This window comes from Streptomyces sp. NPDC030814, assembly GCF_055572155.1.
The window spans coordinates 13,241-25,392 of sequence record NZ_JBVIDX010000022.1; the positions used below are offsets into that span (position 1 = coordinate 13,241).

Genomic DNA, 12,152 nt, shown 5'->3' on the forward strand with positions numbered 1-12,152 from the left:
GACTTTGGGGGGGGTGGGGGGGAGCCCACGGAAAACGCCCCGGAAGGCTTCGCCGGCGGTCTTTGGGGGGTGTTGCCCCCCCCCTGGGCTCCCGACACCGACACCAGGGCATGCTTCGAGAAGAGGCCACCCCCACCCGCACGGCTGCGCCCGCCCCGCTCTCACGGCGGGGCGGGCCGCGGATGCCGACCTCACACCGGCCCATCGCATCGATCCCCCCACCGCCCCGTCCCGGGGGCGGAGCGCACACCTGGAGCTTCACCTTGTCTCATCCCCGTAACCGCACCACCGACCCGGCTGCCCCCATGGACGGGGGTGACGTGCGGGGCCGACACGCCGGCAACCGACTCAGCAGGTGTCTGGTATCCGGCACCCCGTACCTCGGCGCCCTCATCGCGCTCGCCGCCGGGCTGATCGTCCTCAGCTTCGCCATCAGCGGCCCTGACGTCAGCGAGTGGGCCCCGTCGGCCCTGCAGAACGGCGACTGGACGCAGTCCCAGAAGTGGGCCGCGATACTGTACAGCACCGGTCTCACCACGATGATGTCCCTCCCGCCGGTCATCGCGGCCTACGTCGCGTACAGCACGGCAGACCGCTCGGCGGCCGTCCCCGGCTTCCTCGGCGGCGTCGCCGTCGTCATCATCGAGGGCGGCATCCTGGGCGGTGTGATCGCCGGCGTGACGGCCGGTGCGGCCGTCCTGGCTCTGAAGCGGATCCCCGTCACGCGGGCGCTGCAGGCCACCACCACCGTGCTGTTCCCGCTGCTGGCCACCGTGGTCACGGCGTTCGTGACCTTCGCGGTCGTCGGGTCGCTGCTCAACTCCCTGACACAGTGGCTGTACAGCGAAATGACCACGCTGGAATTCCAGAGCACCCTCATCGTCGGCCTGATCCTCGGCCTGATGGCCTGCTCCGACCTCGGAGGGCTGATCACCAAGACGGCATTCGCCTTCGGCGCGGTGCAACTGAGCGATCCCGACCCGTCGAAGTTCACCCCGCACAACATGACCGTCATGGCCGCCATCATGGCCGCCGGCATGGTGCCCCCGCTGGCCATGACCCTCGCCACCCTGGTGCGCCGCAACCTGTTCACCGAGGCCGAGCGGCGTTACGGCAAAGTCTCCTGGCTGTTCGGCGCGGCCTTCATCCCCGAGGGCGCTGCCCCCTTCGCCCTCGCCGACCCGCTGCGGGTGATCCCGGCCTCCATGGCGGGCGGTGCCGTCACCGGCGCCCTGGTCATGCAGCTCGGCAGCACGGTCAGTTACCCGAGGGGCGGTGTCTTCGCCGCTGGTCAACTCGGCGAGCCGCTGTTGTTCGCCGCCGCCGTGGCCGCAGGCGTCCTCACCACCGCCGCCCTCACCATCGGCCTCAAGAGCCTGCGCCGCGCCGCCCCGGTCACGGCCCCGAAGGGCACCTCAGGCGCCCGGCAGGCCGTACCCGTCTCCGGCTGACCGATCGCTCCGCGCCCAGGGCCCGGCCGACCTCATGCCGCACAGCGGCAGTCGGCCGGGCTCGCGTGTCACTGGTGCCGAGCCGTGGTCCACGGGCGCCATGGATCGTCGACGCGGCGTTGGACGCCGACTCGCGCACCTACGCGACCGGACCGCGCACCCCGGTACGGTGTCCGCAAGTGGTGGGCCGGCCGCCGGCCTGCTCGCCGCGAAGCTGCCCTACGCGTTGCGGCGCCACCTGGCCGCCAGGGAGCCATGACGAGCGATCTGGCGCTGCGCAACCCACGGAGACCGTGTCACCGTGCAGCTCCGGGGCACGCCGCTGTCGGACGCGGACGGCAGGATCCACCGGACCGTCACCCCGGCGGCGGTGACGTACATCTCCGGGCGGACCGATGCGAGGAGGCGGAGCTTGTGGGACCGCAAGCTCGCGCAGCTCCCGTTGCCCGTGGCTGTCGCGACAGTGAGGCACGGTTCGTCACCTGCAACCAGGCCATGAGCCGTGCCATGAGGCTGACGCCGGACCAGGCGACCGCCACGCGGTGGCCCGCTGGGACATCCCTCTTCCCCCCCACGCTGAGAACGGTCCGCCGCGTCGCGGTCCGGCCCTGAACGGTCCCCCAGAAGTGGGGCGCGCCCCGCGCCGCCCGACACGGCTCCCCCGCGCTCGGCTGCGCTCGCCCCAGCTGAAAGGTGGAATTCGTCCCGAGTTCCAGTGCCACCCGCCGTGCCCTCGGAGACCGACCCGGTCCTGCACCCCCGCGACATCGCCGCCGGGGTGCGGTCCAGTACCTGCCAGCCAGCGAGCGCCTCCTGCAGCGCGCCGATGTCCTCGCCGTCTGGCGCAGCCAGCGGATGCCCGGCCGCCAGCCGGCCGAGGCAGTCGCGCACCTGGCCCTCGTGCAGCAGCATTTGGTGGTCTGCGCGGCCCAGGTCCACTGCGGACAGGACCCCCAGAAGGGTGGTGCTTTCTCGGCCGCCGCGAAGTAGAACAGCCGCAGCCGGTCCTCCAGGGCGAAGGCGTTGATGCCGATGGCGCCGTCGAGACGGGGTGGCGCCTGCGGCGTGCCAGCAAGGTCGGACACGGAACAGAGCTCCTTGGAACGCCGCCCGGGAACGTTGTCTGCTCACACGGCGCACCCGTCGCGGGCTTCAGCGGCCCCACCTTGCCGCACACGTGGGCTCCGCTGCCCATCACCTGGAACCCCTTGGCACAGAGCATCGAGGAAGCCGCGAGCCACCGGCCGCTGCGGACGCGACCGGTGACCTGGTTCAGCGACGCTTCTTGCCCTCCTGGTGATTACGACCGCCACCCTTACGCCGCGCGGCCGACTGCGCTTGGCGTACCTGTGCCAGGTACGCCTTCTCGCACTCGTCGTACGCCAGCGCGGCGGGTCGGGCGATCTCCTCGTCCGGATGGTCCGACAGCAGCTGAAGGGCATGCGATGCGGTGGCAGGGTCGGCACGGGCGACATCCGACACCAGCGCGGACGCACCGCCCGGCCAACCGGTGGCCATCTGCTCGAACCCCTCGTGCAGGGCGCCGAGTTCAGGAGTGGGAAGGCCGCCGTCCGCTCCTTCCGGCGGCGTCTCGTCGTCCTCCGGGATCTCGCCGAGGGCGAAGGACGCACGCCAGGCCGGGGCCGCGAGGGCGTGGAGCCGGTCCAGCCTCCACAGCAGCCGGGACGAGAGGGGCACGGCCTCTTCCTCGACCGCCTCCCCCGCCGCCCGCAGCACCTCGGCGGCCCAGGCGCCGAGCACCGGGTCACCGACATACCCGGCGAGCAGCCCGGGCGGGGCGTCCGGCAGGGTTTGCGCCACCAGCCTGCGGTGCCCCAGCAGATCCACGGACAATGGGGGTCCCCCCGCTCGAGCAGAGCCGAGAGTGGGGGAGGGTGCCGCCAGTGCCGCCAGCAGCCTCGGCCAGCGCGCCTCGGGCCCCTCGCCGCCCGCAACCCACTGGCGCAGTACCCGGTGGGCGGCGGGATCGTCCCACTGCTGCGCGGCGGGGACCAGCCGTGCGGCCTCCATCGCGATCACCGCCTCCACGGTGGGGAAGCGCTCCGCCACGCTCGACGGTGTCCACCGCTGCTCCTCCCTGTCACCTGCGGCGGACCCGTCTGTCTCCCGCGCCGACTCCCCGGTACACGGTGGCCAGCCGCCGCCGTACGCCAGGAGCAGCGCCTCGCGAAGCACCGCAGCGGCCAGCGGGGTCAGCCCGTACGCGTCGCCGCGCCGCCACACCACACCGGCCGCGGCCAGCAGATCCAGGCGGCCGGCCAGCCGCCGAGCCTCCGGCGCCAGCTCGGCGGAGTCCCGTTCGTCCAACGGGCCCAGCTGCAGCAGTCGTTCGAGCTCGGGCAGCGACGGCAGGCGGTACGCCTCCGCCGTGTACCCGGACTCCTCCGACTCCGTGGAGTCCCCGGGTCCGCGCACCGGCGCGGCGAGTGACGCCTCCGGCGCTACCACCCAGTCGGCCGCCACAGCCGCATCCCGCGCCACCGACCGGGTCTCGCCCGCCGCGCAATGGAGTGCCACCAGATCGCCCAGGATCTCGCCCTCGAAGTCCTCCCCGAGGTCCGGATCCGTGCCCAGCCGCGCGCACAGCTCCACCAGGGCGCGCACCGCGAGAGCCGCCAGTTCGCCCGCGTTCCGCTCACGCCATGCCTCCAGGGACGGCCCGGGCAGCGGCCTGCCTTCCTCGTCCAGGACGAGAAAACCGGTCGCGAGCGCGAAGTCGACCCCCTCCGCGTCGGCGTCCGCGGGCGGGGACGCGGCGAGCTGCGCGGCGGGCGCGAGCAACCCGCTGCCGCACAGCACGGACACGAAGCCGTCCCGGTTTGTGGGTAGCGGGTGCGGCGGTGCGAAGGGTTCCTCCCCCCGCAGCATGTCGTACTGTTCGACCACCTTGCCCACCGCGGTGTACAGCGCCATGTCGTCCGGACGCGGACCCGGAGCGGGAAGTGCCGCCGTCGGCAGTTCGGCCGGCCCGAGCGACCAGCGGCGGGCCACGCGCAACCCGGCTTTCGTGACCGCCTCGGTCCACTCGTCCACTCCATCGGCATCCATCAGACGCGCCACCTGCTCTGAGCCCAGCAGGTCCGGCACCCATGGCGCCTCATCCGACTCGGCCAGACACAGGGCGAGGCGCTGCCCCAGCACCATCGCGGCCACCGCCTGCCGCTCCATCGCCAGTCCGCGCCGGTAGGGGCCGAGCGCCCACGCCGCCGGGCCTGCGCGCAGGGAGCCCGCGTCCGACTCCGGGGTCTCCGTCGCGTCGGGCAGGGACAGCAGCCCGGCACGCTCCGCGTACGGCAACCGCGCCAGTTCCCCCAACTCGCCGCGCACCGCCTGCGCGTCCCGAACGTCGACACCGCGCGACCGCAGCAGGCCGCCCCAGAAGCGAGGGAGCGTCAACTCACGCGGGTCGCACATCACCCGCAGGTGCTCCTCGGCGCACTTGTCGATCGCCTCGCGCAACCGCGCGTGCCGCTTGGTGTTGAGCCGCCCGTCCGCTCTGGTGCGGTCCGCCAGCACGCGCAGTACCGCGAGTGCCGCGCCCTCCTCGCCCGGTGTGACGGACAAGAACTGTGGCAGCGCCTCGAGCAGCACGGCCCGTACCAGATCGGGGGTGGCCTCGGGCAGCCCGTCGCGTACCTTGGCGCCGCTCAGGGCTAGCAGGTACACGACCGCGTCCGCGGCCACTGGATCAAGACGTTCGCCATGCTCCGTGCCCCAGGAGAGAAGAGCGCAGACGGCCAGACCGGATTCCGCTTCGTGTGTCACCCGAACACCGTACAGAGCCGTCCACGGCGTGGACTCGCTCCTGTCCGTCGCAGACTGATCGCGGAACGTCAGCCTTCGGGCCTTCTCCGGAGCGGGAGCGTGCAAGAACTCCGCAGTCCGCTTCGGGCTGCCGTGGTCCGGCGTGCCGCATCGCGACAGCCCTCGGGCTGAAGCCCACCCTCTCCACGACGACAGTGGCCTCGGCAAATTCGCCTCGATCACAGGCAGCCCACCCTGCGGGTCGTAGCGGAGCCGGACGGACACGGCCGTCGCTCGGGAAGACCATGTGTGCGGGTCACCCGCAGCGTGGCACTGCGGGTGGAGAGGAGAGTTAAGCTTGACCCATACTAATATTGTTCAGGTATACCTGAACAGAAATGGGAAAGACGTGGGTGAACAGATCGACAAGCCGGGGCGGCTGCTGGACCGCGATCACGAGTGGGCACTCCTGAACGATTTTCTCGCCGATCCAGCCACCGAGCTGCGACTGGCCGTCGTCTCGGGGCGCCGGAGAAACGGGAAGTCGTTCCTGCTGGAGGCACTCGCTGAAGCGGTGGGCGGGCTGTACCTGACCGCTGTGCAGGAGGAAGGCCGGGTTCCCGCGCTGCACCGGTTCACCGAGACGATCGCCGCGCACGCGGGTGTGCGGCCCGGGGCGATGCGACTGGACGACTGGCGGGATGTGCTCACCGCCGCGCTGGATGTGGTGAACCGGGCCTCGGGGGCGCCGCTGATCGTCATCGACGAGCTGCCGTACCTGCTGCAGCACTCCCCGGAGATCCCCGGATTCCTGCAACTGCTCTACGACCAGTCGCAGTCCGGCAAGGCACCAGGCGGCCGGATCGTGCTGTGCGGCTCGGCGATGAGCGTGATGTCCGAGTTGCTGTCCGGGACCAAGCCGCTACGCGGCCGAGCCGTTCTGGACCTGCGCCTGCCGGCCTTCGACTACCGCACCGCCCGCACCCACTGGGGGATCGCGGACCCGGCGGTGGCACTGCAGGTCGACTCCGTGCTGGGCGGCGCCCCCGGCTATCGGCCGCTGGCCGCTGGGCGACCCCCGCAGAGTGAGGCCGAGTTCGCCCCCTGGGTGGAACGCACCCTGCTGGACCCGGGGCGGGCCCTGTACTCCCGGGTGGAGGCGGAGTTCCTGCTGCGCGAGGACCCGCGGATCACCCACCGCACGCTGTACTACGACGTACTGTCCGCGGTCGCCCGGGGCGCCTCGACCCCGGCGAAGGTCGGCTCGATGCTGGAACGGTCCCGCTCCGCCATGGTCGCCCCGCTGGAGGTGCTCGAGTCCACCGGCTACGTCCGCAAGGAGCAGGACCTGCTCAAGGCGCGGCACCCGGCCATCAGCGTGGCGGACCCGGTGATCCGCTTCAACCAGCTGATCACACTGCCCATGGTGGACCTGGTGGAACGGCGGCACGGTGCCCAGGTGTGGCAGTCGTCCCGACCGACGTACCACTCGAAGATCCTCGGCCCGCATTTCGAGGAGACCGCGCGCGAATGGGCCCGCTCCTTCGCCATCGACGAGACGGGGCTGTCCCTCGGCGCGGTAGGCACGGCGGAGATCGCCGACCCGACCGCCCGGACCAAACACGAGGTCGACCTACTCGCCATCGCCCCCGGCGAGCGCCCTCAAAACCCGCGAGCCGCCATCGCCCTGATCGGTGAGGCCAAGGCCACCGTTCAACCCCGAGGACTCAAGGACCTCGAGCGCCTCGAACACATCCGGACCCTCCTCGCCGACCAGGGGCACCGGCCCGATGACGCGACCCTCGTCCTGTTCTCCCTGCACGGTTTCCATCCCGATGTCATCGACGCCGCCGGTCACCGCCGTGATGTCCTGCTGGTCGACATCAGCGCGCTGTACGGCGACGGACCCATCCACGGCCTGACATGACATGAGCCGGGGTTGCGTGACTCACGGGGGCGCCATGGGCCCAGCCCTGGTGGCCGACCGGGGCGGGATCGACGCTGACCGGAACGCGAAAGCGCGGCCGCCGTCCCGAATGGGACATTTCATTGCCGCGGGACATACGCGGGACGGCGGGGCTGACATTTCGTCAGACAACTCGCTGACCTGTGAAAACTTTTGGGAACCGTCCGGCCTCCGGAGCCGTGTGCGCAGGTTCGAATCCTGCCGGGGGCACCTTGCATGAGGTGCCCAAAGACCCCGTCACCAGCGGAAACGCTGAGGCCGGGGTCTTCGTGTTTGTGCAGCCGTGTGCCGCTCGGAGCGGCTGTATGTCGGACGCTGTGGACTATGTGTGGACTGGCCGCAGGCCAGGAATCCGCAGGTCAGCCCTGGAAAACGCCGAGGCCCCCGGACGGGAGTCCAGGGGCCATCATGCCGCAGGTGTGCGTGAGGAGTGCGTGAATCAGAGCCCGGCGCCGGTCCGGTCCTCCTGGCCGTCATCCTCGCCGAGAAGTTCGGCGATCCGCCGATTGGCGACGTCCTGCCGACCGTCGAGGCACTTGGCGTACCGGCTCAGGAGCACTTCGACGCTGTTGCCCGCGCGCTCCGCGACCTCGGTGGGGTCCACGCCAGCGTTGAGCCAGGAGGAGAGCGCAGCGTGCCGCAGGTCGTACGGCCGAGCGGCCAACGGCGAGGCCACCTGCTCCGGCGTGAGCGCCAGGTGTCGAGCCTCGTCCCAGACGCGCCAATAGGTGGTGGAGGCGACCACTCCCCCGCGCTCGTTGGCGAACATTCGCCCGTCCTTGGCAGTGCCGAACTCCTCGATGTGAGCGAGGAGCATACGGACGAGGTGAGGCGGGATTGGGACGATGCGGGTTTCGTTCGCGGGGCGGTTCTTGAGACCCCGGTTGTCGTGCACTTCCCCGGTGCCGGTCCAGCGCTTTCCGACGGTCGGGCGCGTTTTCGCAAGGATCAGAGAACCCCACCCCGTTTCCGGCAACGTGCAGTCCGGGCGGCGCAGGGCCACGGCTTCCGCCGGCCGGAGCCCACCAAAGTACATGCAGGCGAAGAGCGCGACGAGGCGGCGCCCACGGGCCCGGCGATAGCCACCCACGTACGAGACGGCAGTGAGGAGGTCTCGGGCTTGCTGAGGGTTCACCACCACCCGGCGGTCTACTTCCTTGGTGACCTTAGGCAGTTTCCACTTCACCAGCGTGACGGGGTTCTCGGGCAGCTCCCCCAGTTCGACCGCGTAGGCGAGGGCGTTGAAGAGGACTGCTCGCTTGCGCCGCACCGTCTCGGCAGCCGCCGGTTCCCCGGAAAGCCTGAGCTTGAGCGAGTCGAGGACGCGACGGATGTCCGCCGGATTCTTGAGCGTGGCCAGTGGCAGCGAGGCTTTGGCCACCCACCGAAGAGCGTTCGCGATGTCCACCGGAGCCTCGTCCTCGTCCCCGGCCTGGACTACGAAGGCCCAGCCGCGCAGAGCACGCCGCAAGATGTCGTCGGCCGGGCGCCCAGGCCGATCGCCCAGAAGTTCCGTCGTGACGAGGGTCATGGTCTCGTTCAGACTGTCGCGGGAGTTCGGAGCGGCGTGCGGCCACTTCATGGCGACGTACGCCCGCGCGAAGTCGTACCAGGTGCGGGATTCCTTGGCAGGCGCCATGGAGTCCGGCAGACCGGTTTCCGTGTCGAACGCCTCGCCCTTCTGAGCAGCCCGTAGAAGCTGCGCGCGAAAGTTGTCGGCGAGCGCCTTCGTCCGGAAGGTCTCGGAGAACGGCGGAGCATCACCGACCTTCCATCGGACGTCGTAGGACGGCGTTTTGTACGGGCGCTTCCGGATGCCCCACACCTTGACGTCATGCGACTTCACGCCGCCTCCCCGAGCCCATGGAGCCACGCGATGAAGTCGCTGCGCCACACGCGGAGTTCGCCGTTCGGAAGCTTGATCGCTTCCGGAGCCTGACCCAGTTCACGCCAGCGGTAGAAGGTGCGGCGGGAGACTCCGCCCAGCTCGGAGAGGATCTGTGGGACGGTCATCAGTTCGTCTCGTCGGCGATCCACGCCGAGTCTCCTTCCGTGTCGGGGGTGGCGTCGGGCCGACGTGAGGTCGCGAACCAGGTCTCAGCAACAGTCAGACCAGTGCCGGCGAAGCGCCAGTGCGAGAGGACGAGGACGGTGTCCGGGTCGGGCAGGGGGTGGCCTGCTTCGGCGGCGCGGGCGCGGGTGAGTGCTTCGTTGTGGTCGGCGCGTTCCTGGCGGAGGGCGCCGAGGGTGACGGAGTAGGCGCGGGACTTGGTGGAGAAGTGGCCGCGGAAGCCGAGCATGTGGGCCCACTTGCGTAGGCGCAGGGCTTCGAGTTCGGGGAGGGCGCCGAGGTGCCAGCAGGTGAGGATGAGTTGTCGGGCGTGGTCGGTGACCTGGGTGCCGATGAGGTCGGTGATCGGGTTGCGGATGGGGCGGTCGAGGGTGCCGGCGGTCTCGGCGCCCTTGGTGGCGTACTTGGCGATGTACGCGGCGACGGCGCGGCTGGAGAGTTCCGAGGTCCCCGCGAAGTCCGCTGAGCGGATGGGGCGGATGTCGAGCTGTTTGCCGAAGCGGAAGGCGTAGGGGCGTCCGCCGAGTAGGGGGCCGGGGGTCTCGGCGAGGCGGGCCGCCGTGCGGATGGCGTCGGTGAGGAGTTCGGTCGTGGCCCAGGGCGGTGGGGCGTCCTCGGCACCTTCCGGGCCGTCGAGGCGGATCACGGCGTGGAAGTGGACGGCGCCACGCCGCTGGTACTCGGCAACCTTGGCGTAGGAGACCTTGACGCTGTGGCGCAGCGCCGTGCGGGTGATGCCCGCTCGTGAGGCGAGTTGTTGGCGCAGGTAGGTGGTGAAGCGGGCCCAGAGTGCACCGGCGTGTGCGTTCCACAGGACGGCCGCGCGGTAGTCGTACCGGTCCGGGTCGAGTGGCGTACCCAGGGCGGGATCATCCTCCGGGTGGGCCCGGCCGCAGCGGCAGCGGCCGCCGGTCGGGCGGTTGTGGACGGGGCCGAAGGAGGGGGCGGTGAAGGTGGCGAAGACGCGGGGGTGTTGGGCGACGGCCGGGCCGATGCCCTTGCCGCCGCTCAGGCCAGCTGTGACGAGGTGGAAGGTGTCCTTGCGGTACACCTCGGCGCAGGCGGCGCATCTGGTAGCCCGGCGGTTGTTGCAGCGGATGAGGAGCTGTCCGGCCGGAAGGTCGGTGTCGGTGATCTCCCGGACGATTTCGCCCGTTGCGGCGTGGACGTCGAGCCGGTGGCCCTCCATCCGTACGGGCCGCTCACAGCCGCCCAGGCGCTGGATCTGCCGGGCGTAGGCGCCGAGGTCGCCGTAGCGGGCGAGGGCGGCCAGGTGGCGGATGGCTCCGAGGGGAGCCGGGGGACGCATCTGCGGGTTCCTCCTTGCAGGGGTTGCAGGTCTGGCGCACCCGATCCGTCTGTCGAGGGGGCTAGACAGTGTGGGTAGGGCCGGGCGCTTGGAGTTGTCGTGTCAGCGGTCGCGGCGGGTGAGGAGAGCGCGGATGACGACGGCGCACACGGCGGTCGAGGTGGCCGTGACGGCGACGGCGAGGAGCATGGAGACGAGGACGGCGCCGACGACCAGGACCACGGCGGTGCCGCCGCCGACGAGGGCGAGCGCGGTGCCGGGGGTGAGCTGGACGGCCGGACGGGAAGGCGTGGGGGTTGCGGGGGCCGGTTGCGGGGGCAGGGGGGCCGGGGTGACGTTGGTCGACTCGATGACTGCGGGCGGGGTCACCAGGCCGGTGGGCTGAGGCATGGTCGGGATCTTGGGCCGAAGCATGAGCGGGTCTCCTTCTCGGTTACTTGACGAGGGAGTTGATGACGGGGGCCAGCAGGCTGTCGGCGATGAGGTAGCCGCCGAGGAGCAGCACGGTGATGAGCCACCAGGGCGGGCGGATGAGCTTGACGCCCAGGACCCCGATGCAGAGGAGAGCGAGCCAGAGCGGTACGTCCATGAGGGGTGGTCTCCTGTCAGGCCGAGCAGCGGTGGGTGCGGGCGGCGAGTTCGGCGGCGGCGCGTGAGTCGTACTCGGCGGAGAAGTCGCACCGGGGCGCGGTACAGGCGGCCAGGTGGCGGTGCTTGCCGCGTTCGAGGTAGGAGGCGACGTTCACGGGGCCGATACGGCGGACGTTGCGGAAGCGGCGATGCATGGCGGTCCCTTCTCAGAGGTGAGCGGCGACGGACGCGGTCATGGACGGGGGCAAGCCGAGCCGGGCGCGTACGGCGTCGGGGTCGGCGGGGTGGCCGGTGGCCGAGCGGTGTTCGTCGGCGAGGGCCCGGACGCGGTCGACGAGAGCGGGAGGGAGAGCGACGGCGGGAACGGGCGCCGGGGGCCGAGCGGGGTTCGGGTCGGCGACGGTGGTTGGTTCGTTGGTGGTCGGCTCAGACGCGGGGTCGGTTGCCGGGAGCGCGACCGGGTCGGGCATGTCGACGGCAGTCGGGGCGGAGCGGGATTCCTCGTGCGGGTCGGTCGTCGACGAGGCCGGGTCCTCGGGCGCTTCCTGGGGGTGGTGTGGTGTGTGGGCGAGGAGCGTGCCGCCGAAGAAGGCGACGGCCGGCCAGCCCGCAACCATGACGCGGAGCCAGGCGGGGACGTGGTCGAGGTCGAGGAGCCCGGCGGTGGCGACGTTGGCGCCGAGGGAGGCGGTCAGGGCGACCAGGAACCACAGCCGCGGGCCCCCAGCCCCCAGGCCCGCTCGCTGTGCCTGCCGCATCCGGCGCCAGGCGGCGACCAGTAGCAGGTCGACGCTGACGGGGTAGGCCCACGCCTTCCAGCCGCCCTGTCCGGCGGCTTCGGCGAGGTCGTGCAGGTGGGAGAAGGACAGGGCACCGGCGATGACGGCCTGGACGATCACGGCGTCGACCCGCAGGCGCTTGACCATGGCGGTCATCGGGTTTCCTTCCGGTTTTTGGCATGGGAAAGGTAGGGGCGTGGCGCGAGGCGGTCGCGCCGAC

At 71.2% G+C, this 12,152-nt stretch carries 10 protein-coding genes; 2 read left to right on the plus strand and 8 right to left on the minus strand.

Translation table 11 applies throughout. The annotated features are described in order from the left end of the window. The first annotated feature begins 263 nt into the window (after positions 1-263). Entirely contained in the window at positions 264-1,451 is a 1,188-nt protein-coding gene (locus ACZ43N_RS32820; protein ID WP_468102690.1) for a PTS fructose transporter subunit IIC, read from the plus strand. 1,272 nt (positions 1,452-2,723) lie between these two features. Here the strand turns inward: ACZ43N_RS32820 and ACZ43N_RS32825 are convergent. Next, complete coding sequence (locus tag ACZ43N_RS32825; protein ID WP_468102691.1) at positions 2,724-5,237, minus strand: serine/threonine-protein kinase; 2,514 nt, start codon at positions 5,235-5,237, stop codon at positions 2,724-2,726. Positions 5,238-5,625: 388 nt separating this feature from the next. Here ACZ43N_RS32825 and ACZ43N_RS32830 point away from each other — a divergent pair, with 388 nt between their 5' ends. Beyond that, positions 5,626-7,143 carry an AAA family ATPase gene (locus tag ACZ43N_RS32830; RefSeq protein WP_468102692.1) on the plus strand — a complete coding sequence of 506 codons (1,518 nt, stop codon included), beginning with the start codon at positions 5,626-5,628 and terminating at the stop codon, positions 7,141-7,143. Positions 7,144-7,621: 478 nt separating this feature from the next. Here ACZ43N_RS32830 and ACZ43N_RS32835 read toward each other — a convergent pair whose 3' ends face one another. From ACZ43N_RS32835 to ACZ43N_RS32865, 7 genes are all read right to left on the minus strand, one after another. Continuing rightward, complete coding sequence (locus ACZ43N_RS32835; RefSeq protein ID WP_468102693.1) at positions 7,622-9,028, minus strand: tyrosine-type recombinase/integrase; 1,407 nt, start codon at positions 9,026-9,028, stop codon at positions 7,622-7,624. Continuing rightward, entirely contained in the window at positions 9,025-9,195 is a 171-nt protein-coding gene (locus ACZ43N_RS32840; protein ID WP_468102787.1) for a helix-turn-helix transcriptional regulator, read from the minus strand. Before ACZ43N_RS32840 ends, ACZ43N_RS32835 begins: the two co-directional genes overlap by 4 nt. After that, positions 9,195-10,562: a replication initiator gene (locus ACZ43N_RS32845; protein WP_468102694.1), complete on the minus strand. Its 1,368-nt coding sequence runs from the start codon at positions 10,560-10,562 to the stop codon at positions 9,195-9,197. Before ACZ43N_RS32845 ends, ACZ43N_RS32840 begins: the two co-directional genes overlap by 1 nt. 102 nt (positions 10,563-10,664) lie before the next feature. Further along, complete coding sequence (locus tag ACZ43N_RS32850; protein WP_468102695.1) at positions 10,665-10,976, minus strand: SpdD-like protein; 312 nt, start codon at positions 10,974-10,976, stop codon at positions 10,665-10,667. A gap of 19 nt (positions 10,977-10,995) precedes the next feature. Beyond that, positions 10,996-11,151: a hypothetical protein gene (locus ACZ43N_RS32855; protein WP_123541968.1), complete on the minus strand. Its 156-nt coding sequence runs from the start codon at positions 11,149-11,151 to the stop codon at positions 10,996-10,998. Positions 11,152-11,167: 16 nt separating this feature from the next. Next, the gene (locus ACZ43N_RS32860) at positions 11,168-11,347 is read right to left on the minus strand and encodes a mobile element transfer protein (protein ID WP_159773066.1); all 180 of its coding nucleotides are present in this window, start codon (positions 11,345-11,347) and stop codon (positions 11,168-11,170) included. Positions 11,348-11,359: 12 nt separating this feature from the next. Further along, entirely contained in the window at positions 11,360-12,079 is a 720-nt protein-coding gene (locus ACZ43N_RS32865) for a DUF2637 domain-containing protein (RefSeq protein ID WP_468102788.1), read from the minus strand. Between the last annotated feature and the right edge of the window lie 73 nt (positions 12,080-12,152).